The organism is Moheibacter stercoris, from assembly GCF_040545805.1.
GTDB classification, from domain to species: Bacteria; Bacteroidota; Bacteroidia; order Flavobacteriales; family Weeksellaceae; genus Moheibacter; species Moheibacter stercoris.
Window position 1 is genome coordinate 18,729 of the sequence record NZ_JBEPMO010000019.1, and the last position, 25,020, is coordinate 43,748.

Sequence of the window (25,020 nt, forward strand, 5' to 3'; positions counted from 1 at the left end):
AATATTTATGCAAAACTACCCCTTTTTCTGTATTTTTTTTGTAAAAAAATTTAATAAAGATGAATATTTATTCATCGGTTGAACTTCTCTCAAAGATTGTAATTCGAGCTGAATCCGATTTTCCTTGGGTTGGGAAAATTGATCGGAAAGGTTGTCGTAGACCAATCCCGTACACAAACACATCTTACGCTCATTCTCCATTAAAATGTCATAGTTTTTACAACCTTGACATCCTTTCCAAAACTGATCACTTTGGGTCAATTCTGAAAATGTAACCGGTTTGTATCCTAGATTATAATTCATTTTCATCACAGGCAAACTTGTTGTGATGCTAAATATTTTGGAATTTGGAAATTTAATTCTTGATAATCGGAAGATGGCATGTTTAATTTCTCTACCTAAACCTGATGTGCGCATGTTGGGACGAACGATTAAGCCAGAATTCACAACGAATTTTTCGTCTTCGTAAGTTTCGATATAACTAAAACCAGCTAATTCTCCTTTTTCATCAAATGCGATGACCGCATTCTCTTCTTTCATTTTCTTTTCGATGTATAGAGGATCTCTTTTTGCAATTCCTGTCTTACGTTGTTTGGCTGATTCCTCATACCATTCACAAAGTAAGTGTGAAAATTGTACATCCTTTGCAGTGGCTGTTCTAACGTGCATTATGAATTTTGGAAATTTAGTTGATTAATAAAAAAGAGTGGAAAACAGGCAATAATTGGAAGAACCAATAACCTTAAAAAAGGGTAAAATAGACTAAAGTCCGAGTGGCTGTGGCCTCTCAGACGAGAAAAATTTGCTATTTTTTGCATTAATCAACATTCAGTTATTTACTGAGGTGCAAAGTTAAATTAATTAAATTTGCATATCGTTAAAAAACGTATAAAAATTTTAAAAAATCCATAAAATGTTGAAAATCATTAAGATTGGTGGTGGAATTATTGATGACGAACTTTCTTTGAAACAATTTCTCCAGGATTTTTCACAAGTAGAAGGACCAAAAATTTTGGTTCATGGAGGTGGAAGAGGAGCCAATGAACAATTGAAACGAATGGGAATTGAACCCAAAATGATCGAAGGTAGAAGAATTACTGATTTAGAAACATTGGAAGTTGTAACGGGATTTTATGCAGGTGTAACCAATAAAACGATTGTTGCCAATTTGCAAGTCAACAAAGTCAATGCGGTTGGTATTTCGGGACCTGATGGAAATGCGATTCGAGGAATAAAACGTCCGGTGAAAACAATAGATTATGGATTTGTAGGCGATTTGAATTCTGAATCTGTGAATGCTGAGTTTTTTGAAATGTTGTTGAGAAATGGATTGACACCAGTAGTTTGTGCAATTACGTACGATGAAAATGGACAATTGTTAAATACGAATGCTGACACCATTTCTTCGACTTTGGCGGTTGCTTTATCGAGGCATTTTGAAGTGGAATTAATTTTTTGTTTTGATAAATTGGGAGTGATGAAAGATGTGGAAGATGAATCTTCTTTAATTTCTGAAATCGATTGGAATTCTTATCAAGAATTGAAAGCAAACCAAATTGTATCCGATGGAATGATACCCAAATTGGACAATGCATTTAACGTTATCAAATCTGGTGTGAAGTCGGTACAGATTAAACACGCATCACATGTGAATTCGGATATAGGAACAAGGATTAGTTAGAAAGATGAAAGAAAAAATAAAAGAACAAGCTATTGAATTGTTGAAACAACTCATCGAAACTCAATCCTTTTCGGGTGAAGAAGAGCAAACCGCACAGTTAATTTCTGACTTTTTAGAAAAACATCAAGCGAAAGTATTTCGACAAGACAACAATGTGTGGAGCATCAGAGAAGATTTCGATCCCGACAAGAAAACGATTTTATTGAATTCCCATCATGATACGGTGAAATTTGGACGAACTTGGACCTATGATCCGTTGAAGGCAACCCTTGTTGAGGATAAACTAATTGGGTTGGGAAGTAATGATGCGGGCGCTTCGGCAGTGAGTTTGTTGGCGACTTATGCGTATTTATTGGATCAACCGTTGGAGTATAATTTACTTGTTGCCATCACAGCAGAAGAGGAAAATTCTGGACAAAAAAATGTGGGAAGTATTTTGCCTCTTTTGCCTAAAATTGATTTGGGAATTGTGGGCGAACCTACTCAAATGGATATGGCCATTGCGGAAAGAGGATTGGTCGTTTTGGAATGTGAAGCCAAAGGCAAAACAGGTCATGCCGCACGAAATGAAGGCGTCAATGCGATCTATGAAGCAATGCAAGATTTGGAATGGTTTCGAACCTATCAGTTTGAAAAAGTTTCCGATATGTTGGGGCCTGTGAAAATGACGGTTACCCAAATCGAAGCAGGAAAACAACACAATGTAGTCCCCGATTCTTGTAAGTTTGTGGTGGATGTTCGTGTGAATGAAATGTACTCGAATGAGGAAATTGTTTCTTTGATTCAAGAAAAGGTGAATTGTGAAGTGAATCCAAGGTCTTTGCGTTTGAATTCTTCTCATATAGATATCAAGCATCCGATTGTGCAAAAAGGAATTTCCTTGGGTTGTAAAACTTATGGTTCGCCGACTTTGTCAGATATGGCGATGATGCCTTTTGATACAGTCAAGATAGGTCCTGGAGATTCGGCGCGATCACATACGCCCGACGAATATATTTACTTAAGTGAAATAAAGGAAGGTATAGATCGCTATATTGATTTATTGGAAGGATTTCATTTTTAAAAAAGAACCTTGTCAAGGGTTTGAAACCTTGACAAGGTTGATAAATTAAAGCATTTTCAAAAATGCGACTTCTTTTTCGTCAAGCTTTCTCCAATCGCCTCTTTTGATATTTTTCTTGGTCAATCCACCAAACGATACGCGATCCAAACTTTCTACTTTGTATCCAAGTTTTTCAAAGATTCTCCTAACAACTCGGTTCCAACCAATGTGGATTTCAATTCCAACTTCGTTTTTAGGTTTCCCTTCGATGAAGGAAATGTTATCTACTTCTGCTACTCCTTCTGGAATCAAACGAATTCCTTTTTTGATTTCGTCTAAATCAGCATGTGTTAATTTTTTGTCCAAAACAACATGGTAAATTTTACGAACTGAATGACTTGGGTGGGTCAATTTTTTCGCTAAATATCCGTCGTTAGTAAACAATAATAATCCGGTTGTGGCTCTATCCAAACGGCCCACTGGGAAAACACGCGCAGTCGTTGCGTTGGCAATTAAGTCCATCACGGTTTTGCGATCTTTCTCATCTTTGGTGGTGGTGATAAAACCTTTTGGTTTGTTTAAAAGGATGTAAACGTTTTTCTCTGCAGAAATTACGTTTCCATCAAATTTAACGACATCACCTGGTTGAACTTTGTAGCCCATTTCGGTAATGACGGTTCCGTTTACTTCGGCCAATCCAGATTTAATCAATTCGTCGGCTTCACGTCTTGAACAAATTCCCGCGTTGGAAATGTATTTGTTCAAACGGATGGTTCCATCGTCAACCGGTGCTTTTTTCATGCGTGGTTTGAAGGGTGCACCTGGTTTTTTAAAACTTGGTTTTTTGTTTCCCGATGGCTTGTTAGGGGAAGCATCTCGCCTTTCCTGTCTTTTTTTCATTTTCAATGAGTGTTGTTTGTTTTGATACTTGGTTTGCGCGAAGGATGAAGGCTTTGTTTGAGCTCTCTCGTTAAGTTTTTTGAAACTTTACGAGAAGCGAGTGCCGACAGCCTGGTCTATTTTTGACGATTTAGTCAAAAATAGAACGCGCCCACCCTTCGACAAGCTCAGGGTGACTTTATATTATTTTTTGCAAATCTAAGGGATTTATGTCAATGAAGACCATATTGAAGATGCCAAATGCAATTAAAAGTTTGAAAATCAAGTGGATTATTTTGTAAGTGGTCTTGGAATGTGAGTTCCAAAGCGGGAAAATGAGAAGGAAATTGAGTATTGCACTCAATAAAAAATAGTATTTCATGTAACCTGTATGCGAGTCGGTCCACATGAAAATCGACCAAATTCCGCAAGAAATCATCAATACGCTCAGGATTTGTTTGGTTTTTTTATCGCCATACATGACAGGTAAGGTGCTGTAATTGTAAATGGTATCTGCGGTTGTGGAAGTAAGGTCTTTGATGATGTCGGTGATTAATAAGAGTAAAAGCAAAAACCCTGCATGGAAAAAAATAATATGCGATAGATTGCCATAGTAAAGGAATAGTGCGAAAAATGGAAATATTTTTAGTGTAACGGCATAAAGATTGTTGAGCCAAACGATTTTGTTGATTTTATGGGAATAAAACCAAGCGAGAAATTGATAGATGGCAAAAAATATTGCTACGCGCCAGCTTACCATCAGTGCAATCCCTAAAGCGAAAATATTGAGTGCTAAATAGGTGTTGAGTTTGAAGTTTTGGGAGATGAAGCGTTCAATGTAATTTTGCAATGGCCGATGGATGGCATCTTTCTCTAGATCGTAAAAGTTGTTGATGATATATCCTGCGGCTGCACTTAGGGTTGAGGCAAGAATAATGAAACTAAGGTTGGGATCAAGTAGGATTTGTAAATGGGACTTTCCTTCGTTGAAAATGAAAAGACTCGCCATGTATTGAGCTAAAATGAGAAGGGCAATGTTGTAACCTCTGATGACTGTAAACAGCGCCAGTGTTTTGACAAAAAGCTTTCTCAAGCTCAAAGGGGTCATTTTGTATAGGATTGGATGACTTTGTCGGCAAACCAACAAGTCGCAGAAAGACTTAAATTATTTTCATCTGCATATTCCATCACTTTATCAACCAATTTTTTTCCAAAACCATTTCCTTCAAATTCTTTTTGAACGTAGGTATGGTTGATAGAAATAGCGTCTTCTCTTCTTTTGCGGAAGGTTATTTCGCCGATTTTTGTTTCATCTTGAAAAAGATAAAATGTACCTCCCGATGCGTCTTCTTCAAATGTGAAACGTTCCATGTCGTTAGAATTTATAGATTACTTCGGTGTCAAAATCTTTTAAATGCAATTTAGCGTTTTCGTAGTCTTTGGTAAAGCCTAGAATGTAGCCGCCACCACCAGATCCACATAACTTCAAATAATAAGAATTGGTTTGAATGCCGTATTGCCAAGCGTCTAATAATCTTTGTGGAATCATCGGTTTGAAATGCAAGAAAGCCCAAGTCGATAATTTTTTCAAATTGGCAAACAATGGATTGACATCACCTTTGACAAATGCATCGATACAAGCGTTGTTATATTTGATAAACTCTTCTTTCAAGGTTTTACGGAATCCTTCATGTTTCAATTTGTCAAAAAAGATCTGAACCATGGGAGCGGTTTCTCCAGGTGCACCTGAATTGACTAAAAATATAGCTCCTTTGCCTTCTTTTTGTTCGGGTAAACCTACGGTTGAAATATCGGTTTTGGAATTGATCAACAAGGGTAAGTTTAAGTAACAAATCAAAGGGTCAATTCCTGAACTTTTTCCATGGAAAAAGGATTCCATTTTGGAGAAAGTTTCTTTTAATTTCCCGATGGATTCTTTGGTAATTCCTTCTGAGGTGTCAATTTTGTTGAGGGCGTAACGATCGTAAATCGCTGCGACCAAAGCACCTGAGCTCCCGACTCCATATCCTTGTGGGATGGTTGAGTCGAAATACATCCCTTTCTCAATGTCTTCATTTAACAAAGAAATGTCGAAGTCTTCAGAAAAATTCTTTTCTAAGTATTCAGCAAATCGATCGATGCTTTCATTGGAAACTTTTCCTTCTGCTTTTTGATCAAATTTCAACGAACCTTTGTAGGTGTTGTAAGGAATGGTCAATCCTTTGGAATCTTCTATGATTCCATATTCTCCAAAAAGAAGAATTTTCGCGTAAAACAAAGGGTTTCTCATCAGGTTAAATTACGTTGCAAATATATGAATTATTTGATTGTCAATGATATGTTAAAGGCAAATTCTGTGCCGTTATCTTCGAAGTTTTTTCTGAAAGAATTAGAGTAAATCTTCTGATTATATTCTTTAATTATATATTTTTAGATTTTACAGTTAAAATTATAAAACTCGTTTTGGACTACAAACTTTGAAAACCATGAAAGATAAAATACACAATGAAAATCCGCTGTCAAATCTTGAGAGTTTAATGGAAATGCAAAAAATACTTGTGAAGAGGGAAGCGAAAAAAAGTTGTAAATTTTATTTTACAAATAATTCAGGAGATCAAATTGTCAGAGAAATTCATAATGCTGGATTATTTACATTTAATAAACTTAAAACCGGAGTCTCTTATATAAAAACATCTTATACTGTTGAAGTTAATGGTTTCTCAGTGAAGATAGACCCAAATAACCCTAAAAGTAATTCTCTGGAAAAAGTTGTCAATCTAATGCGTAAAGCGTATAAAGAATTACAATACGATACTCTTTCCGAGTTGAATCCCATAAACTATAAAGAGGCAAAGAGTAAAATAGATGCAGACGCAAGAAAACTGTTTCCTCCAAGTAATACAATTACTCTTGCAAGCCTTGTTGAATTAAGTGCAAGATTATTACCACAAGATAAAGAGGTTATATCCATAAAACACTTTTCTCAAAAAAACATATTTAATAATGAAGCCAATAATATAATCGAAAAAATTAATAAGCCAGATTTTATCGAAAACCAGATGGAAAGAAGTTTTAAAAATAATAATGAGGAAATAAAATCAAAGTTAACTGATTTTCAAGTTTTCTCAATATGTGGTGGGGTAGAAGAAAGTTATTTAAGAAAACTAAGCAAGAAATTTTTCACAGATCCAAATAGCATAAGTCAGAAGGAAATTTTTGAGGCGCATCAAGCAATTAATAACCTCATCATAGAACAAGGTATGGAAGTGGTTAAATTTATAATGACGTTGCCACCTTTGCCCTTTGGAGCCATGAATGCTGATAGAATTTTTAGCGAGTTTGAAAAAAGAAGAAATTTAAATGATTTTCCCACATTAAGATTATCACTAGGCAAAGGAAAGGCAAAACTTATTGTTTCATTCTTTACCAAAAAAGGGAAAATAGATAATAGTGTTTTGGAAGTTAAGGACAAAGAAACTAAGAAAGTTATAATGATGATTGATAGAACGGGAAAAGTTCTACCTTCTGAAGATGCTAAAAATATAATTCCAACACTTCTTTTGTTTAAAGAAATAAATAAAGATGAAAATGAATTAGAAAAACTAATTTTAAATTACGGCTTAGAAACGGGCGAATGTGGAGTTTGTGGTCGTGCACTTACGAATCCTGCTTCTCTACAAAGAGGGATAGGACCAGTTTGTGACCATTTTAGAAATAATTAAATCACGGTACTTTGACTTCTAATACTGTTGCATGAGAAGAAATGATTTTAAATTCTTTGACAGAAGCAGGAATTAGGGCTGATTCGAATTTTTTTAATTCAATTCCGCCAAATTCGGTTTGAAGTTTAAGTTGACCTTCTGTGCAAATCAAGATTTTCATTTCTTCATTGCTGGAAACTGCTATTTCTTGGTCGCCTGAATATATTTTAGATTCAAAATAAGGTGTTTCCAAGAGGTTTTCCAGCTGATTATTGGATAAAGTATAGTCTGTTTTTATTTTTTCGATGGGATGGAAATCAATTGCGTCCAAAGCCAGTTCAGTATGCAATTCACGTTTTTTTCCGTCTTTGTCAATACGGTTGTAATCGTAAATACGATAGGTGATGTCAGATGCTTGTTGTATTTCGGCTAAAATAACACCCGCACCAATGGCATGAACACGTCCAGAAGGTAAGTAGAGGACGTCACCTTTTTCGACAGAAACTTTGTTCATGACCTTTTCCAAAGTTTCGTTTTCGAGATGATTTTGATAGGATTCTGGTGTCATTTCATCTTGAAATCCGATGATCAATTCAGCATCCTCTTTGGCTTCTATAATGTACCACATTTCGGTTTTTCCAAAGGAATTATGGCGTTTTTTTGCCAACTCATCATTGGGGTGAACTTGTACCGATAAGGGTTCAGCAGCATCAATGAATTTGATTAAAAGGGGAAATTCGGATTGGAATTTCGCCCAAACTTTATTACCCATTAATTCTCCTTTGTACTTGAGAATTAGATCTTTTAAGTTTTGGCCTTTTAAAGGACCATTTTCCACTTCGCTAACAAATCCATCTAGACAAGAAATGCTCCAAATTTCACCTAATTTATCCATACGCAAATCCTCAGAAAGAACTTCATTGAGTTCGTTTCCGCCCCAAATTCGATATTGGGGAATGGGTTTGAATTTTAATGGATACAATTTCATCATGAAAAATAAGAATTGAAAAAGGAATCTTCTAATTTTTGTTTGTCTTCATCATTGTCATAGGTGATGGTAACCATAAATTCCTTTTCCAAAATTTCTGCCAAATATACGTCAGAAACGTATTGATAATTGGATTCTTTATGCAGAATCTGCGAACGGATTAGATAATAATCTTGATTTTGAATGGTTTTTCGTTCCAATTGAACTTCGGCCGAAAAGGCTTCGGTATTGTATCCTTTTTTATAGGCTTCTACCAATGTGAAGGCGTAAATATCTAAGGTTAAGCTTTTTAAATTATGACTTTCTTGGTAATTAACCTTTAGGAAATTGACATGTGATTCTTCGGGTTTGTAAACTTCCAACAAAGGATTTTTACCTCCTAAAAAATCTACGATATAATTTTCTAGTTTGATTTCGAATTCTTCAGGAACTTGATAATTCCAATGGATAGAGTCCAATTGTATCTTCATTTGTCCAAAACTAAATTGGACAAAAAATAGGAAAACCACAGTTGTTAGAAATTTGAATCTGTTCATGCTAAAAATTCTCCTATTAAATGTGCCGCCAATTTCGCGGTTCTATTGTCTTGGTCATATTCTGGATTCAATTCCACCACATCAAAAACTTTGACCTTTTTGGATTGAATGATTGTTTGAATAATCGTTTTTACTTGGATAGGAGTTAAGCCATTTGCGCAAGGAGCACTCACGCCAGGAGCAAAAGCACCATCCAAAACGTCTAGATCCAAACTCAAATAGATGCAATCAAATTTTTCGATATAGTCTTGAAGTTGTTTCAAGGATTGCTCTAAATTTCGTTGTACTTCGTCTGCAAGAATGGTTGTGATTCCTAATTCTTTGGCGCGTTCAAACAAAGCTGAGGTGTTCCCTAAAGGTTGAATCCCGATGCAAAAGTAATTGAACGGACGATCGTTTTCTTGGCAGAATTGAGCCATTTCAAAAAACGGAGTTCCCGAAGTACTGCCTTCTACTGGGATTCGTATGTCAAAATGCGCATCGATGTTGATGACTCCGATATTGAAGTATTGTTTGGCCAATCCTAAATAATTTCCCAAAGCTGTTTCATGTCCGCCTCCTAAAATGATAGGAAGTTTATGGTGACGAACTAGTTCTGAAACCAATTCAACTTGAACTTCTCTAGATTCTTCTAAATTTCCATCTTCCAACTTTACATTTCCAAAGTCTTGAATTTTGGTTGTTGTATTTTGGTGATACGGTAAATTAGCAAGGGCTTTACGTATAAGATCGGGTGCATTTTTCGCTCCAACTCTTCCTTTGTTTCTTTTCACTCCTTCGTCGGAGCAAAATCCCAATAAAGCAATGCTGGGGTCAGAATCGATTTCAAGCGAATTGAAATTTTTCAATTCCACTACTTGATGCCATCTTTTGCCCAATTCGCCGTCTTCATCATCAAAACGACCTGTCCAAATGGATTCTTTTGGTAATTCAATCATAGTTAACGAAATTTAGGAATCGACCAATGATAATATACAGCCAAAACTCGAATGGCCATAATTAACGAACCCGAAAGGATGAAATTTAGGGTTCTATGCACATCGAATTGGTATAAAATTAAAAATAAAATCGCTCCAGCTAAACAAGCGGTTGCATAAATTTCTTTTCGAAAAATAACTGGAATGGAATTGGTTAACATATCTCTAAAAACTCCACCCATCACTGCGGTAAACATTCCCATAATGGCTGCAATAACCGGATGAAAACCTAATTCCAAAGTTTTTTCGGTTCCCAAAATGGTAAAAAGTGCAATTCCCATGGTGTCAAACAACATCAATTGTTTTCGGTATTTATCCAAATACGTGTAAAAAAGTCGCATCAAAAGGATTCCAAAAAATATGGCATAAATGAAATTCACATCATTGATCCAGACCAAAGGATAACTTCCCAAAAGCATATCACGCAAACTACCACCTCCAATGGAAGTTATAAATGCGATAAACGTTACGCCAAACCAATCTTGACCTGTAGATTTTTCGCCAGCAGCCAAAGATCCAGAAATAGCAAACACAATCGTTCCAAGTATTTCAAAAATATATTGAATCGCCATAGAAAGCCCAATTTTTGACTGTGTAAAAGTAATTAAAGAAATTCATTCGACATTTTATTATGGGATTTTTATATATTTAAAACCTATTATAGAAGGATGAAGAAGGGAGCGATTGCATTTTATAACACGGAAAATTTTTTTGATACAGTAGATGATCCTGAAAAGCTTGAAAATGAGTTCACTCCTGTTGGGAGTCGAAAATGGACGCCTCAACGCTACCAAATTAAAGTTGGGAAAATTAGTAGTGTGATTAGTGAAATAGGAAAAACTGAAACTGGTGAGCCTCCTATTTTTATTGGCTTAGCTGAAATCGAAAATGACAATGTTTTGCGAGATTTGGTTCAATCTCAACATTTGTTGCCTTACAACTATGATTTTATCCATTTCGATTCTTTGGACGAAAGGGGAGTAGATACTGCGATTTTGTATCGAAGAGAATACGTGCATCCTATTCATTCAGAACCTTTGCGAACTTTGTATTATCGCCAAGATGGAATTTCAGAAGATTATACACGAGATGTTTTGTATGTTCAATTCAAATTAGGGCATCAAACCATCCATGTTTTGGTTGCGCATTTGCCCTCTCGAAGAGATTTGGATGTAAATCGAAATTTTCGCAACACCGTCATGCAAGAAATTCGTGAAAAAATTGACGAAATTTTGTTTGAAGATCCTCATTCCAAAATTATTTTGCTAGGAGATATGAATGGGAATCCAAAAGATATGGATGCGACCAATATTTTGCATACTATCAATTCAATTCCTGAAAACTTTAGTGATTTGTACAATCCGATGATGAATTTTGGACGAAATATAGGTTCCTTGAAACACGAAGGTCGATGGATTTTGTTTGATCAAATCATAGTTTCGAAGGGATTTTTTATGGAAGAAGAATTCCCTGTGCGATTTGAATCGGCTCATATTTACAATGATCGTTCTGTGCAAGAATGGGACAGAAGATTCAAAGGTTCACCCTTTCGTACGTATGCAGGAACGAAATATTTAGGAGGGTATAGTGATCATTTTCCTGTATATGCGATTATAAATTATTAATTTTGCCAATCAAAAATTGAGAGTATGGGGTTAGGCGATTACTTAGATTCAACGTATTTAAAAACACCAAAACAGAGCGGTCTTTCTGATTCTGAGACACTTAATACAGTTCATCAGTTGGCGAAAGAAGCAATGGAAAACGATATTTATGCCGTAATGGTTCGTCCAGATTATGTGCGATCCTTACGCATGTTGCTTGATGAAAATCAGTCCAAGGTTAAATTGGGAACTGTGATTTCATTTCCAGAAGGACGAAACACAATCGATGAGAAAATTTCGGAAGCGCAACGTGCAATTGCAGATGGTGCAGATGATTTGGACTTTGTGGTAGATTATGTGGCATTCAAAAATGGCAATTTGGAAAAAGTTCGAGATGAAATCGAATTTTGTTCAAGATTGGGATTGAAAGCAGGAAAAGTCGTGAAATGGATTATTGAAACGGCAGCGTTGACCGACGAGGAAATTGTTGCGATCACAAAAATGATTCGTGAAATTGCAGAATCCAAACTAGCGGAATTTGATTTGAGTCAAATTTTTGTCAAATCATCCACAGGATTCTTTGAAACACCCAATGGCGAACCAAATGGAGCCAATGAGCATGTTATCAAATTAATGTTGGAAAATGCAGGAGCACTTTCGGTGAAAGCTTCTGGTGGAGTTAGAACCAAAGAAGAAGCCGAAAAAATGATTGAATTGGGCGTAAAGAGAATTGGTACCTCTTCCGCTTTTCAAATTATTTCGGGTGGAAATGCAAACGGAACTTACTAACGCAATAGATTTAACGTAAATTCGTTTATTGTTTTTAAAGTTATTTCTCTAATTTTATCAAAATTTAAAAAATGAATAAATATTTTTTGTTCTCATTCCTTTTGTTTGGAATTCTTTGGAGTTGTTCCGATAGTGAACTAATTACTCCTGGCGATGAGTATTTGACTGTGATTGAACCTGGAACTTACAGCGTCAACGTAGACGGAGTTTTGGAAGATTTCAGTTATGTGACCAACGCTGGTTCTGCAGATGAGAGTTTCATCAATGGAAATAGCATGAGTGGCAAAAATATTACACTTACCATTCCAGAAAATTTATCAACTGGAGTATTCGGTCACATAGATGGCGCTCGAGTAACGATCAATTTTGGAGCAGATGGTATTTACACCAATTTGGATGCAGCAGGTGAAATTTTACCTTTGAATATCAACATTACGCAAGTCAATAATTCAGTTGGAATCGTTTCAGGTACGTTTGAGGGAACTATTTTCAATCCAGTTTCGGGTGCTACCAAAATTTTGACCGATGGACAATTTTATATGATTCAATTTGAACCTACAGAATCTATGGATCGTATTCTTAAGGCAAACTTTAACGATACTCCATTTGATTTTAGCGTAGGAGCAAAAGCAACGGGTGTTGCAACTGCGGCGGTTATCTCTGGATTCAATGTAGATCAAGTTCAAAATTTATCGATTACAGTTCCAGGTGGAATTGCAGTTGGAAGCTATAATGAAGAAGATGAGTTTGTAATTCAAGTTCAATTGGGAACTTCTTCTAATCCAAATGATATCTATACAAATTACAATGCAACAACTGACGAATATTTACCTGTAACCTTGAATATTACGCAAATTACAGCAGATGTTGGTGGAAGAGTGAAAGGAAACTTCTCTGGAACGATTACTAAATTTGTCAATGGTGCTGCTACAGAAGAAATTGAAATTACCAATGGAGAGATTGACGTACCAGTCTTGGTACCTTAATCAATTCCGTATAAACAATAAGAAAAAAGGATGTCTCGTTAAAGACATCCTTTTTTTATGCAGTGTATTTTTCTACTTATTTCTTCTCAGGAGATGATGTGTCATCACACCCACAACCTTTGGCGCAGCTAGATCCTTTTTTCTTTCCAAAGGAATCCTTGAACATATTAAAAATGTACCACATCGCGATGATGAAAACGATTCCGATGAATAGATATTGAGCAATGATCCAAAACATAATCTTATTATTTTAAAAATTGATAAGCGATAAATGCTGCGATATAGGCAATTCCAGTCATGAAAACCAATTGAATCAGCGTCCATTTCCATGAACCCGTTTCTTTTCGTACAATGGCAATTGTCGCCATACATTGCATAGCAAAAGCATAGAAAAGTAACAAGGAAACACCCGAAGCTACGGTATATGCAGGCTGTCCGGTATTGGCGTTGATTTCTTTACGCATACGTTCACGGATGGATAGTTCATCTTCTGTGTCGCCCATGCTGTAAACAGTTGCCATGGTTCCAACAAAAACTTCACGAGCTGCAAAAGAGGAAATCAAACCAATTCCCATTTTCCAATCGTAACCAAGTGGTTTGATGACAGGTTCGATTACTTGTCCAATATGTCCTAAGAAGGAATATTCCAATTTATAAGCTGTCACTTCATTGGCAAATTCTTCTTCAGTCAAGTTAGGTTTTTCCTTTGCAATAATTTCTTCCGCATTGTTGAATTTTTCGCCCATTCCAAAGGTTCCAAGAACCCAAAGGATGATGCTCATGGCCAAGATAATTTTTCCTGCACCGATTAAAAATCCGGTTGCTTTTTCCCAAACGGTTTGCAATACATTTCGCCAAACAGGCATCTTATAAGTTGGCATTTCCAAAATCAAATAACTTTTGAAATTGGTTTTGATGATTTTTTTCAAAATCCAAGCACTTCCCAATGCGCCTAAAATTCCCAAAAGATACATGGCAAAAAGGGCAATTCCTTGTAGATTAAATCCCCAGAAACTAGTTTCTGGAATGATTAAGCCAATGATCACAACGTAAATAGGTAAACGTGCCGCACAGGTCATAAAAGGAGTGACCAAAATGGTGATCAATCGTTCCTTGTTGTTTTCGATGTTTCGAGCAGACATTACAGCTGGAATAGCACATGCTGCACCTGACATCAAAGGAACGGCACTTTTTCCACTAAGTCCAAATGGCTTTAGCCAACGGTCCATCAAGTATACTACACGGCTCATATAGCCCGATTCTTCCATGATGGAAATAAATAAGAAGAGTATCACAATTTGGGGAACAAAGATCACAATTCCTCCAATTCCTGAAATGATTCCATCTGTTAATAGGCCATTGATTGGACCTTCGGGTAAAGTAGAACTTACGGAACCTGCCAACCAAGAAAAGGCATTGTCAATCAAATCCATAAATGGACCAGACCACGCAAAAATTGCTTGGAATATCAAAATCAAAACGCCGAAAAAGATGAGATACCCCAAAACTGGATGAATCAAAATAGCATCTAATTTTTCGGTCCATGATTTTTTGGTCGCTTCTTTTTTGAAGATAACTTTTGAAAGAATTTCATCAATTTGTTCGTAGCGATTCAAAATCTCTTTGACCTGAAGTCGTTTTGGAATGATTTGAAATTCTTTGCGGATATTTTCTAAAATTCCTGTTTCTCTTTCGTTTAAATATTTCGGATTGATTTGACTTAAACTTTGCCAAGCTTTATAAGAGTTCTCATAGTTCAAATCGGCTTTGGCAAGATTTACGGCTGCTGAATATTCTTTTGGAATAAAAAATTTGGCTTCAAATTCATTAGGTTGAAAAGAGAAAGCATCTTTTAATTGTTCGATACCTTCTTCATTTCGCGCATTGGTAAGAAGAACTTTTGTGTTGAGTTCTTTTTCCAATTCCTGCACGTTTATGCTGATGCCTTGTTCTTCTGCTTCATCAATCATATTTACGACGAAAATGGCTGGAATACCCATTTCTCGTATTTGTTGGTAAAGCAAGATTCCTCTTTTAAGATTGGTAGCGTCAGAAACGACAGCGGCCAAATCGGGATGTTGCAAATGGTTTTTGTCATTTAAGACATTGGAAACGACTTGTTCATCAATCGAGTTTGGATAAATCCCATAAGTTCCTGGCAGGTCAATGATTTCATATTTTTTTCCTTTGTGAACAATGATCCCTGATTTTTTTTCAACGGTCATCCCTGGGTAATTTCCCACTTTTTGTCGTAGACCCGTTAAAATATTGAATAATGAAGATTTCCCAACATTGGGATTTCCAATTAATGCAATTTTTTTCATTCCCCTAAAAACTTTTCAATGATGATAGATTTGGCTTCACTGCCCCTTAATGCGATGAGATTACTTGAATCCATGAGATGAATGCATACAGGACCACCCAGAGGAAGTCTATGTTTTACGGTAATAAAACTTCCAGGAATTATACCTAATTCGTATAATTTAGTTGGAATTTCTTCCGATACAAATCCTGAAATTCTCCCAGATTCACCTATTTTTAAGCTGAAAATTGTCTGTTTTTCCATCTTTTCCTAATTCCATTAGCGGCAAAGATACTGATAATTAAATTCATTCTAAATAGAGTGATTTTATTCAGTTTATGGATTTCTGAAATCTTGAGTATCTTTAGAAAAAATTTAGAATATGAAACAATTGGTTTTGGTAATAGGCAGTTTATACGGTGGTTTAGCTGTGATTTTGGGAGCATTTGGAGCGCATGCATTCAAGAAAATCTTACCGGCAGAAAAATTGATTAGTTTTGAAACTGGAGTAAAATATCAGATGTATCATGCCTTGTTGTTAATTGCCATTGGTTTGTTTTTGGAGTTTCAAACAAGCCTTGAAAAATCTGCGGCATGGAGTATTATTTTAGGAACATTTATTTTTTCTACAAGTATTTACTTATTATCATTTGCTGACCATTGGGGTGTTAATTTGAAATGGTTAGGTCCCATCACACCCTTAGGAGGATTGCTCATGATTGTAGGTTGGTTTTTATTGGCCTTTTATTTTTTGAAAAGAAATTAAGATATACTTATACTAAAAATCCCTCCAAAAGAGGGATTTTTTATATCTACTAGTTTCCTATTTATCAAAATACGAATCTTGAATAAGATGTCTCACCATTCTATAATCACCATATTCATCATAATAGAAAAAGATGACCAAACCATTTGTGCCATCAATCATAAAATCATATTCGTTCCCAGCATCACTGGTGATAATCATTTCATATAAGACTTCATTGTCGTCATAGGTCCAATCATCTATGGTATAATTGGAGGAAATGCTTCCAGTAATATGACGAAAACTGGTCAAATCTTTGTTGAAATTGAATACTGTAAGACCTTCAGTCGTTTTATCAATATCCCATTTTAGGGTAGAGGTGTTGAAGACGCCATCTTCACGAAGATTGGTGGTTATGGTTAATTGAGCTTGTAATGCACAATAAAATCCAATCAGAATAAATGATAGAAATGATTTCATATGTAGGGAATTTATTTTAGTTCAATTTATTTTCAGAAATATAGTCAAGGGTTTGTTGTTGATTTAACCAACCTGAAATTTCCAATTCGTCAGAATCATAATTCTTAAGCCAAATTTCGATGATTTGAATAACTCCAGGATGATTTGACTGAAGTTCTTCATAGGTTTTTACGCCTAAAACATTTAAGTTCTCATCGGCGGGTACCGAAATGATTTTGAAATCTTCTTCTTTGTTGTCCAACAATTTTACTGTGGCTATTGGAATCGTTTCGATCAAAGTTCCTTGAGCTATCGATTCACCCAACAATATCATGTCCAAAGGGTCTCCATCACCACCTTTTGTTGAGTCTGAAAGTGTTGAGGGAATAAATCCATAATTCCCAACATAAGGTAAAAAAGAAATGATGCGATCTTGTCCATTTCGTTGGTCAATTTCAAAGGTCATGGATTCGGAATTGAATTCATATTTTTTGTTTGTTCCTGCTGGAATTTCAACTACCGTATAGTAAAAACCATCCTCAGATAGCGTAGGTAGTGACTTCATGTTGTTTTCTTGACAAGATATCGTGACAAGTAAAAGACTAAATAGGTAAAGGAGTTTATTCATGTATTTTCTAAAATTCTATGTAAAGATAATCGAAAAATGAATTGAATCTTACGGTTTTAGCATCTCCATATGAGGTAGATTGTCTTCTAAATATTCTTCTGAGACTTGCTGAAATCCAAACTTTTCGTAAAACTTTTTCAAATAAGACTGCGCACTTATGCGTATGCTTTGATTTGGGAAATGATTCTGAATAATTTGGATGGAATGACGCATCAATTCATAACCCAATTTCATATGACGAGATTTGGGATGACTGACTACACGACCAATGGAAGGTTCTGAATAGGAAACTCCTGGAGGAACGATTCGGCAATAAGCCAAGATTTTTCCGTCTTGTTCGCACCACAAATGATCGCATTTGAAATCCTTTCCATCGCATTCATTGTACAAACAACTTTGCTCCACCACAAAAACTTCTACGCGTAATTGCAAAATTTTATACAATTCCTGAGAAGTCAGTTCGTCAAATTTCTTGAAATGCCAAACGAGATTCATCCTAATCCAATTTTGAATATTTCGCCAATAATTTCTCAAACATTCTTTGTCCAATCACTCTTTTCAAAGTAACAGAGAAAGTTTGCATAGGTTTCCCAATGTTGTAATGAGGTTTCAAATTTTTCTTGTGAATGAATTTCTCAATAATAGGAATCAAATCTTTGGGATCGGTTCCATGGTCGACTTCCATATTGATGTTTTGAACCAATTTTTCGTATTTCGATTTGTAAAAAGAAGAAACCGTGCTTTGAATACGACTTTCAGCAATGGACGTTTTAATGTCCCCGAAATTTAAAGTGCATATTTCAATTCCCAATTTATGATTTTCCAATCGAACCGATTCTGTGATTCGATCAATAGCCGATTTGGAAGCTGAATAATATCCTCTAAAAGGCAAACCATGATTGCTTGCAATAGAGGAAACATTTAGTATATGACCAAATTTTTGTCCTCGCATCAAAGGCAAAACAGCTTGCATGGTATAAATGACACCGTAAATATTAACGTTGATCAATTTATCTAAATCTTCTTTGGCAACATCTTCAATTGCGCCCAGCATCCCAACACCAGCATTGTTGATCAAAACATCAATTCGACCTGCTTCGTTGATGATTTTTTGGATGGATTGGTACACATTTTCTTTGTTGGTTACGTCGGTTGGAATATGTTCATAGCTTGTATGATCTTGTTTGGATCTCGATAAACCATAGACTTGATGCCCTTTTTGGACAAAATGATTGGCTAGTGTTTCTCCGATTCCCGAAGATGCTCCTGTGATGACGATTACTTTTTTATTCATTTTGGTTTAAAAATGACGATGGTATAATTTTCAAAAATGGCTTTTTGTTTCAATTGAATTTCCATGGGGAAGTCCTGCCAATCTTGTTCAATAAATTTTTCTTTGGTGATGACATTTCCAGTAGGATTTTCAGCCAGAAATTTCAACACCTCTTCTTTGGTATCCGCGATGGGTAAATTTCGTTCGAAATTAAACAAAAATGCGGGATCGTATCCTTTGTAAACAATTGTTTTTGAATTTGAGTCCAGAATTCCTTTTGCCATCACCAATGGACTTTGGGTTAAAAGATTGGGATAAACCCAAGAAAAAAGCAGAATAGTCATGATCATCGAACTGATTCCTATGGAAGCAAGACTTTGTTTCAATTGGTTTCGTTTCAAAAAAATCATGGCCAAAATGCTTCCAATCGGTAAAACAATTAATGAAAGACTGACGAATCTGACAGGTTCCAATTGTTTTTCAGCCAATGTAAAAGCGATGAATCCGCCAATTGGCATCAAAATACTGATGACTAACCATACCCAAAGACTGATTTTATACCCTTTTAATGGAAGATTTCCTTCTAAAAGTTGAGCCAAATAAAATCCGATCAAAACCACGATAAACGGATAACTTGGCATCGGATAATTGGGAAGTTTCGTTTGAGAAATGCTAAAAAACACGATGAAAACGGCCGCGATTACCCAAGAGAATAGGAGATATTCGTCGGTTTTTCTTTTTTTCCAACCTTGAACCAATCCCTGAATAATGAAAAACGAAAAGGGAAGAAGTCCAAGCAAAACAAAAGCCCAAGTGACAAATGGTAGTCCGCCGTGACCTTCCATTTCACCACTAAATCGTTGGAAATTATGTTCAAAAAAGAAACCTTCTGTGTAAGCACCATTGGTCGCTTGATGCACCAAATAATACCATGGTGCGGCAATAGCAAAGGAAAGGATTAAACCTAAAAAGGGATTAATGGCCAGAATTGATTTCCAATTGAAATCTTTGTTCATCAATAAAAAGATGAATATACTAATTCCGGGTAAAGCAATTGCCACAGGTCCTTTGGCTAAAATTCCCAATCCCAATGAGCTATAAAATAGAAACCAAGCAAGTTTTTTACGGTATCGATAAAAATCGAAAAATTGAAACAATCCGAAACTCACAAAAAAGATCAAATAAGGATCTGGAACCGCAAGATGAAATTCCTGAACAAAGAAAATGGCTGATAGAAAGACAAAAGCTGCCATCAAGCCCATTTTCAATCCCATAAACTTACGGGTATAATGAAACGTCGTAAGGATGGTCAAAACCCCAAAAACGGCAGAGAAAAATCGGGCACTAAAGGCGTTCACGCCAAAAATTTCGTAAGAAACTTTCATGAACCAATAATGCAAAGGAGGTTTGTCGGTTCGCAATTCACCATTGAAAGTAGGCGTAATCCAGTCCTGATTCAACAGCATTTCGCGCGCGGCTTCGGCATTTTTTGCTTCGTCCAAAATATAAATAGGATGACCGCCAAGATTGACAAAACATAAGACGCAAGCCAGTAGTAAGACGATGAAATAATAGATTTTTTCGTTTGGAAAATACGTGCTCATAGATTTTATCTTATCTTCGCTTTTGAATTTGGCTTGGGCTAAATTAAGCAATAAAAATGATTCAAAAACCCGTCTCACAAATCTTATCAGTAGTTGTTCCTGTTTACAACGAAGAAGAAAATGTACCTCTTTTGGTTAGTCGTATTGAAGGTGCTTTACAAGGAAATACCTTTGAAATTATTTTGGTAGACGATGGCTCGACCGATCAAACAAGAAATGAGATCAAAAAGCTGAAAAATCCAAATGTTGTTTTAGTTGAATTAAACAAAAACTATGGTCAAAGTTTGGCTTTAGCAGCTGGAATTGATTATGCCAAGGGAGATTATATCATCACGATGGATGGAGATTTGCAAAATGATCCCGATGATATTTTGATGATGTACAACAAAGCGGTGACAGAAGATTGGGATGTTGTAACGGGTATTCGCCAAAAACGCCAAGATAATTTGGTGAGAACCTTTCCTTCAAAAATTGCGAATTGGATCATCAGAAAAACAACGAAATTGGATATTCAAGACCACGGATGTGCGTTGAAAGTTTTCAATCGTGAAACAGCCAAAGATTTGAATCTTTATGGTGAAATGCACCGATACATCACGCTTTTGGCGTTTTTAAATGGTGCGAAAGTAACGGAAGTGAAAGTAAAGCATCACCAACGTCAATTTGGAAAATCTAAATACGGTTTGGGAAGAACAACCAAAGTGATCAATGATTTGATTTTGTTGTTGTTCCAACGCAAATATTTGCAAAAACCGATTCATCTTTTTGGAAATATCGGGATGTTGTCTTTTAGCATTGGTGGATTGATTTTGTTGTATTTGATGGTTGTGAAGTTTACTTTGGGGCAAGATATTGGCAATCGACCATTGCTTATTTTGGGAATTCTATTGTTTTTTGTGGGAATTCAGTTCTTTACCACAGGAATTATCATAGATTTACAGATGCGAACCTATTTTGAATCGCAGCATAAACGACCGTACAAAATCAGAAAACTATTCATCGGTGAAACCGAAATTGAAAAAACAATTCATCACGGCAATTAAAATTTCCGTCAGTTTAGGATTAATCTTTTTGGTCTTTCGTCAACTCGATTGGCAACAGATAGGTTGGATTGTGAAAAAAGCCAATCCATTCTATTTTGCCTTCGCCCTAATTCTCTTTCTGATTTCTCAAATCATTTCGGTCTTTCGTTTCAATTTATTCATCCGAAAAGTCGGTGTTCGAATTAATTTTAAAACCAATTCCCAGTTGTATTTATTGGGTATGTTTTACAATTTCTTTTTGCCCGGTGGAGTGGGTGGTGATGCATACAAAGCCTTTGCATTGAGCAAAGCCCAAAATAAATCTCTGAAGCGCGTTGGACGAATTGTATTTGTTGAACGATTTCTGGGAATCATCGCGATTGGATTTTGTTTGGGCATTTTATTTCTTTTTCTACCGACTCAACTTTCCTATGGATGGAATTTAGGTGCTGCTATTTTGGCTTTTTTGGGTACTTTGGTGATTCTTCAAATCTTAATTCGGTGGTTGCCTATTTCCAAAAGAAGGGTTTACATTGGTTTTCTTTATTCGATTACGATTCAACTTTTACAAATATTGACCATCTTTTTCATTTTGAAATCTTTTCAAATTGATGGAAATGCTTTCGTCTACTTTTTCATGTTCTTAATTTCAAGTGTTTTGTCAGTTATTTCATTTGCGGGATTGGGAATACGAGAATTTGTCTTTTTTTATGGCGCAGAATTTTTTGATTTTCAAGCCGACAGCTCGGCTATTATTGCGCTTGCATTCTCGATGATTACTGCATTTGTTTCATTTTTGGGAATTATTTTCTTGATCAAACCCATCGAAATGAAAAAAAAATAAAATAATTTTTCATTTTCACGCAACCTTTTCAATTTTCTGCATCTTATAAGTGAAATCCAAAACATTGGATAATTGTTTTGATTAGTTTTTCGCTTTTTGCTACCCTTTATTGAAAAGTTGCTTCTCTGCTAAATGAGGCAACTTTTTTTTGTGCAGTAAGCAAAATCTTTCTCACTTTTGCAGCATGAAATTTCTGTCCAATAAATGGTTTTTACTAGTCATCTTATCCCTCACTTGGGGTAGTTCTTTTATCCTAATTAAACAAAGTATCAAAGTTTATGAACCTATGCAGGTTGGAGCTTTGCGTTTGACGATTGCAGGGCTTGTTTTGGTGTTTTTTGGGATTCGAAATTTCAAATTCATACCCAAAAAATTATTGCCTTGGGTAATTATTGGCGGATGTTGTGGGAATTTCATTCCCATGTTTTTATTTCCTATCGCTCAACAAGAAGTGAGCAGTTCCATGGCGGGAATCTTGGATTCTTTGGTTCCGATTTTCATTTTGATATTGGGTTATATCTTTTTTGGAATCAAAAGTAGATGGTCGCAGATTTTGGGAGCTATTGTAGGATTTGTAGGAGCTGCCATTTTGATGATGGACGATGGTTCTGGTCAAAAAAGTGACGTGTTTCATTCGATGTTGATTGTTTTGGCAACTGCTTTATATGGTACCAGTGGATTGATTGTTGGGAGATTTTTAAATGGCATACAATCTTTTAAATTGAGTTCGGTCGTTTTTACGATTTGGCTAGGACCTTCTTTGTTGATTTTAGGATTTACGGGATTTCTAACCGAATTTAAAGCTACGCCTGAGCAAATAGAAGGTTTGGGGTATGTGGCGATTTTAGGTTTGGTAGGGACAGCAGGTGCTATGATTTTGTACTACAAATTAATTCAACAAACCAATGCTATTTTTGCCTCTGTGGTAACCTATTTGATGCCTATTGTGGCAGTGGGTTGGGGAATTTTGGATGGTGAAAAATTGACATGGATACATGCAATTGGAGGAATTTTAATTCTTGCAGGAGTGTATCTGATTCAAATGAAACCAAAAGCTAAAGCATAAAAAAATCCCACTTGAAAAAGTGGGATTGTCTTTTTATAGATAGGATTGAATTAATCCAATTCAATATCAAAATTGGTCAAGCTTTTGAAAACATCCAAACGATCAAGTAGATCTTCTTCTGTTAATTCAGCCAAACGATCGGTACCAAATTTCTCTACAGTAAACGATGCTAATGCACTACCGTAGATAATTGCACGTTTCATGTTTTCGAATGAATAGTTTTGAGTCTTTGCTAGGAATCCAGAGAATCCACCAGCAAATGTATCACCAGCACCCGTTGGGTCAAATACATCTTCCAATGGCAATGCTGGAGCAAAGAATACATGGTTTCCTTGGAACAATAAAGCTCCATGTTCTCCTTTCTTGATGATCAGGGTATGAGGTCCCATTTGCAAAATCTTTTTCGCAGCTTTTACCAAACTATATTCTTTACTCATTTGACGCGCTTCTTCGTCATTGATGGTTAAAACGTCTACATCTTTTAAAACATCCATCAATTCGTCCCAAGTCAAATCCATCCAGAAATTCATCGTGTCTAGGATAACCAATTTCGGACGCTCTTCTAATTGATTTAAAACCGATTTTTGAACCAATGGATGCAAGTTTCCTAACATCAATACTTCTGGTCTTTTCCATCCTTCTGGAACGATAGGTTGGAAATTTTCCAAAACGTTTAATTCGGTTACCAAGGTATCACGAGAATTCATGTCGTTGTGGTATCTTCCAGACCAATAAAAGGTTTTCCCTTCTGGTTTGGTTTCGATTCCGCTTAAATCAAGACCTTTTGATGACATCAAGTCCGTATATTCTTGTGGAAAGTCTCCACCAATAACTGATACGATACCTGTTTTCACGTCCAACATTGAAGAAGCCATTCCAATAAAGGTTGCAGCACCTCCTAAGATTTTGTCTGTTTTTCCAAATGGCGTTTCAATTTGATCGAAAGCGACCGTACCAACTACTAATAAACTCATAGGTTAAATTTTGTGCAAATATACCTTTTTTGATTTATCTGTGCCCCAAAGCTTCTCGGTTAAATTTTAACCAATTCCTAACGAAACGATGTAAGTGGGACATCAAAACTTTTGGTAGCTTTGCGGACTTATGGAAAATATCAAACACGTCTTTTTTGATTTAGACAACACCCTTTGGGATTATCGCCGAAATGCCAATATTACATTGGTGAAATTATACGAAGAGTTTCAAGTAGAGGAAAAATATGGATTTACCTTCAAAGAATTTTATCCGTTTTACTATGAAAGCAACGAACAATTATGGGCAGATTATAGAGATGGAAAAGTAACCAAAGATGAGCTACGTGCGAGAAGATTTCCAGAAGCTTTTGCGGAAATGGGATTGCCCAATTTTGAACATGCATTGGAATTTGAACGCCGTTTCGTCGATGAGGTGACCACTTCCAATTATGTCGTAGAAGGAGCAGAAGAAGTTTTGGAATACCTAAAAGATAAATATACCCTTCACATTCTTTCCAATGGTTTCGAGGAAGTCACACACAGCAAAATTAACGGAAGCATTGTAAAAGATTACGTCCAAACCATTACAACGGCAGAAGGAGCGGGCGCACCAAAACCAGAACCTCTAGCTTTTCAAACCTCATTGGACAAAGCCCAAGCAAAGGCAGAAGAGTCGGTTTACATTGGTGATGATTGGATCGCCGATATGATTGGCGCAACGCGTATGGGTATGCATGCTATTTTCTTCAATCCGCTCAATGAAAATCATATGTGGATCGAAGAAGTTCCAGTGATTGAGAAGTTGGTGGAATTGAAGGAGTATCTTTAGTATTAAGTATTAAGTATTAAGTATTAAGTATTAAGTATTAAGTATTAAGTATTAAGTATTAAGTATTAAGTATTAAGTATTAAGTATTAAG

Annotated in this window: 29 protein-coding genes; 11 read left to right on the forward strand and 18 right to left on the reverse strand. The window is 35.9% G+C overall.

Annotation, left to right across the window (positions count from 1 at the left end):
• Positions 1-15: 15 nt before the first annotated feature.
• The gene (locus ABID46_RS11760; RefSeq protein WP_354510329.1) at positions 16-669 is read right to left on the reverse strand and encodes a GNAT family N-acetyltransferase; all 654 of its coding nucleotides are present in this window, start codon (positions 667-669) and stop codon (positions 16-18) included.
• A 244-nt stretch (positions 670-913) separates the two neighbouring features.
• Here ABID46_RS11760 and argB point away from each other — a divergent pair, with 244 nt between their 5' ends.
• Both argB and ABID46_RS11770 read left to right on the forward strand, forming a co-directional pair.
• Complete coding sequence (gene argB, locus ABID46_RS11765; RefSeq protein ID WP_354510330.1) at positions 914-1,681, forward strand: acetylglutamate kinase; 768 nt, start codon at positions 914-916, stop codon at positions 1,679-1,681.
• 4 nt (positions 1,682-1,685) lie between these two features.
• A complete protein-coding gene (locus ABID46_RS11770; protein ID WP_354510332.1) occupies positions 1,686-2,744 on the forward strand; it encodes a M20 family metallo-hydrolase in 1,059 nt (352 codons plus the stop codon).
• A gap of 45 nt (positions 2,745-2,789) precedes the next feature.
• Here the strand turns inward: ABID46_RS11770 and ABID46_RS11775 are convergent, their stop codons facing one another.
• From ABID46_RS11775 to ABID46_RS11790, 4 genes are all read right to left on the reverse strand, one after another.
• The gene (locus ABID46_RS11775; RefSeq protein ID WP_354510334.1) at positions 2,790-3,623 is read right to left on the reverse strand and encodes a pseudouridine synthase; all 834 of its coding nucleotides are present in this window, start codon (positions 3,621-3,623) and stop codon (positions 2,790-2,792) included.
• Between the two features lie 178 nt (positions 3,624-3,801).
• Positions 3,802-4,695: a geranylgeranylglycerol-phosphate geranylgeranyltransferase gene (locus ABID46_RS11780; RefSeq protein WP_354510336.1), complete on the reverse strand. Its 894-nt coding sequence runs from the start codon at positions 4,693-4,695 to the stop codon at positions 3,802-3,804.
• A gap of 11 nt (positions 4,696-4,706) precedes the next feature.
• A complete protein-coding gene (locus ABID46_RS11785) occupies positions 4,707-4,973 on the reverse strand; it encodes a GNAT family N-acetyltransferase (protein ID WP_354510338.1) in 267 nt (88 codons plus the stop codon).
• Between the two features lie 4 nt (positions 4,974-4,977).
• Positions 4,978-5,892 carry a mevalonate kinase family protein gene (locus tag ABID46_RS11790; RefSeq protein WP_354510340.1) on the reverse strand — a complete coding sequence of 305 codons (915 nt, stop codon included), beginning with the start codon at positions 5,890-5,892 and terminating at the stop codon, positions 4,978-4,980.
• A gap of 196 nt (positions 5,893-6,088) precedes the next feature.
• On the opposite strand from ABID46_RS11790, the gene ABID46_RS11795 reads away from it, so the two are divergent.
• The gene (locus ABID46_RS11795) at positions 6,089-7,324 is read left to right on the forward strand and encodes a DUF6011 domain-containing protein (RefSeq protein WP_354510341.1); all 1,236 of its coding nucleotides are present in this window, start codon (positions 6,089-6,091) and stop codon (positions 7,322-7,324) included.
• Position 7,325: 1 nt separating this feature from the next.
• On the opposite strand, the gene ABID46_RS11800 is transcribed toward ABID46_RS11795, so the two are convergent.
• The 4 genes from ABID46_RS11800 to ABID46_RS11815 form a co-directional block, all read right to left on the reverse strand.
• Positions 7,326-8,294, reverse strand: coding sequence for a type I phosphomannose isomerase catalytic subunit (locus ABID46_RS11800; RefSeq protein ID WP_354510343.1), 969 nt, complete (start codon positions 8,292-8,294; stop codon positions 7,326-7,328).
• Positions 8,291-8,761, reverse strand: a complete 471-nt coding sequence (locus ABID46_RS11805) for a hypothetical protein (RefSeq protein ID WP_354510345.1) — start codon at positions 8,759-8,761, stop codon at positions 8,291-8,293. Before ABID46_RS11805 ends, ABID46_RS11800 begins: the two co-directional genes overlap by 4 nt.
• 62 nt (positions 8,762-8,823) lie before the next feature.
• A complete protein-coding gene (gene hutG / locus ABID46_RS11810; protein WP_354510347.1) occupies positions 8,824-9,765 on the reverse strand; it encodes a formimidoylglutamase in 942 nt (313 codons plus the stop codon).
• 2 nt (positions 9,766-9,767) lie between these two features.
• On the reverse strand, positions 9,768-10,376 hold the full coding sequence (locus tag ABID46_RS11815) for a trimeric intracellular cation channel family protein (protein ID WP_354510349.1): 609 nt from the start codon (positions 10,374-10,376) through the stop codon (positions 9,768-9,770).
• A 96-nt stretch (positions 10,377-10,472) separates the two neighbouring features.
• On the opposite strand from ABID46_RS11815, the gene ABID46_RS11820 reads away from it, so the two are divergent.
• The 3 genes from ABID46_RS11820 to ABID46_RS11830 all read left to right on the forward strand — a co-directional run bounded on the left by ABID46_RS11820 (position 10,473) and on the right by ABID46_RS11830 (position 13,183).
• Positions 10,473-11,429 carry an endonuclease/exonuclease/phosphatase family protein gene (locus ABID46_RS11820; RefSeq protein ID WP_354510351.1) on the forward strand — a complete coding sequence of 319 codons (957 nt, stop codon included), beginning with the start codon at positions 10,473-10,475 and terminating at the stop codon, positions 11,427-11,429.
• Positions 11,430-11,453: 24 nt separating this feature from the next.
• Complete coding sequence (deoC, locus tag ABID46_RS11825; protein WP_354510354.1) at positions 11,454-12,197, forward strand: deoxyribose-phosphate aldolase; 744 nt, start codon at positions 11,454-11,456, stop codon at positions 12,195-12,197.
• Positions 12,198-12,268: 71 nt separating this feature from the next.
• A complete protein-coding gene (locus ABID46_RS11830) occupies positions 12,269-13,183 on the forward strand; it encodes a hypothetical protein (RefSeq protein ID WP_354510356.1) in 915 nt (304 codons plus the stop codon).
• A 76-nt stretch (positions 13,184-13,259) separates the two neighbouring features.
• Here the strand turns inward: ABID46_RS11830 and ABID46_RS11835 are convergent, their stop codons facing one another.
• The 3 genes from ABID46_RS11835 to ABID46_RS11845 are packed head-to-tail and all read right to left on the reverse strand — an operon-like array spanning position 13,260 to position 15,749.
• Entirely contained in the window at positions 13,260-13,421 is a 162-nt protein-coding gene (locus tag ABID46_RS11835; protein ID WP_354510358.1) for a FeoB-associated Cys-rich membrane protein, read from the reverse strand.
• 7 nt (positions 13,422-13,428) lie between these two features.
• On the reverse strand, positions 13,429-15,507 hold the full coding sequence (gene feoB, locus ABID46_RS11840) for a ferrous iron transport protein B (protein ID WP_354510360.1): 2,079 nt from the start codon (positions 15,505-15,507) through the stop codon (positions 13,429-13,431).
• The gene (locus ABID46_RS11845) at positions 15,504-15,749 is read right to left on the reverse strand and encodes a FeoA family protein (RefSeq protein WP_354510362.1); all 246 of its coding nucleotides are present in this window, start codon (positions 15,747-15,749) and stop codon (positions 15,504-15,506) included. The genes feoB and ABID46_RS11845 overlap by 4 nt, the downstream gene beginning before the upstream one ends.
• A gap of 118 nt (positions 15,750-15,867) precedes the next feature.
• Here ABID46_RS11845 and ABID46_RS11850 point away from each other — a divergent pair, with 118 nt between their 5' ends.
• Positions 15,868-16,251 carry a DUF423 domain-containing protein gene (locus ABID46_RS11850; RefSeq protein WP_354510364.1) on the forward strand — a complete coding sequence of 128 codons (384 nt, stop codon included), beginning with the start codon at positions 15,868-15,870 and terminating at the stop codon, positions 16,249-16,251.
• A 57-nt stretch (positions 16,252-16,308) separates the two neighbouring features.
• Here the strand turns inward: ABID46_RS11850 and ABID46_RS11855 are convergent, their stop codons facing one another.
• From ABID46_RS11855 to ABID46_RS11875, 5 genes are all read right to left on the reverse strand, one after another.
• Positions 16,309-16,710, reverse strand: a complete 402-nt coding sequence (locus ABID46_RS11855; protein WP_354510365.1) for a hypothetical protein — start codon at positions 16,708-16,710, stop codon at positions 16,309-16,311.
• 16 nt (positions 16,711-16,726) lie between these two features.
• Positions 16,727-17,254 (reverse strand): inorganic diphosphatase, encoded by a 528-nt coding sequence (locus ABID46_RS11860; protein ID WP_354510366.1) that lies wholly within the window; start codon positions 17,252-17,254, stop codon positions 16,727-16,729.
• A 111-nt stretch (positions 17,255-17,365) separates the two neighbouring features.
• Entirely contained in the window at positions 17,366-17,812 is a 447-nt protein-coding gene (locus tag ABID46_RS11865; RefSeq protein ID WP_354510368.1) for a GNAT family N-acetyltransferase, read from the reverse strand.
• A gap of 1 nt (position 17,813) precedes the next feature.
• Positions 17,814-18,611, reverse strand: coding sequence for an SDR family NAD(P)-dependent oxidoreductase (locus ABID46_RS11870; protein ID WP_354510370.1), 798 nt, complete (start codon positions 18,609-18,611; stop codon positions 17,814-17,816).
• Positions 18,608-20,194 carry an ArnT family glycosyltransferase gene (locus ABID46_RS11875; protein ID WP_354510373.1) on the reverse strand — a complete coding sequence of 529 codons (1,587 nt, stop codon included), beginning with the start codon at positions 20,192-20,194 and terminating at the stop codon, positions 18,608-18,610. The genes ABID46_RS11870 and ABID46_RS11875 overlap by 4 nt, the downstream gene beginning before the upstream one ends.
• A 56-nt stretch (positions 20,195-20,250) precedes the next feature.
• Between ABID46_RS11875 and ABID46_RS11880 the strand changes: the two genes are divergently transcribed.
• The 3 genes from ABID46_RS11880 (at position 20,251) to ABID46_RS11890 (ending at position 23,126) form a co-directional block, all read left to right on the forward strand.
• The gene (locus tag ABID46_RS11880; RefSeq protein ID WP_354510375.1) at positions 20,251-21,237 is read left to right on the forward strand and encodes a glycosyltransferase family 2 protein; all 987 of its coding nucleotides are present in this window, start codon (positions 20,251-20,253) and stop codon (positions 21,235-21,237) included.
• Positions 21,209-22,060 carry a lysylphosphatidylglycerol synthase transmembrane domain-containing protein gene (locus tag ABID46_RS11885; RefSeq protein WP_354510377.1) on the forward strand — a complete coding sequence of 284 codons (852 nt, stop codon included), beginning with the start codon at positions 21,209-21,211 and terminating at the stop codon, positions 22,058-22,060. The genes ABID46_RS11880 and ABID46_RS11885 overlap by 29 nt, the downstream gene beginning before the upstream one ends.
• Before the next feature lie 184 nt (positions 22,061-22,244).
• Entirely contained in the window at positions 22,245-23,126 is an 882-nt protein-coding gene (locus ABID46_RS11890; protein ID WP_354510379.1) for a DMT family transporter, read from the forward strand.
• A gap of 50 nt (positions 23,127-23,176) precedes the next feature.
• Here the strand turns inward: ABID46_RS11890 and ABID46_RS11895 are convergent, their stop codons facing one another.
• Positions 23,177-24,100, reverse strand: coding sequence for a PfkB family carbohydrate kinase (locus ABID46_RS11895; protein WP_354510381.1), 924 nt, complete (start codon positions 24,098-24,100; stop codon positions 23,177-23,179).
• A gap of 130 nt (positions 24,101-24,230) precedes the next feature.
• On the opposite strand from ABID46_RS11895, the gene ABID46_RS11900 reads away from it, so the two are divergent.
• Positions 24,231-24,929, forward strand: a complete 699-nt coding sequence (locus ABID46_RS11900; protein WP_354510383.1) for a YjjG family noncanonical pyrimidine nucleotidase — start codon at positions 24,231-24,233, stop codon at positions 24,927-24,929.
• Positions 24,930-25,020 lie beyond the last annotated feature (91 nt).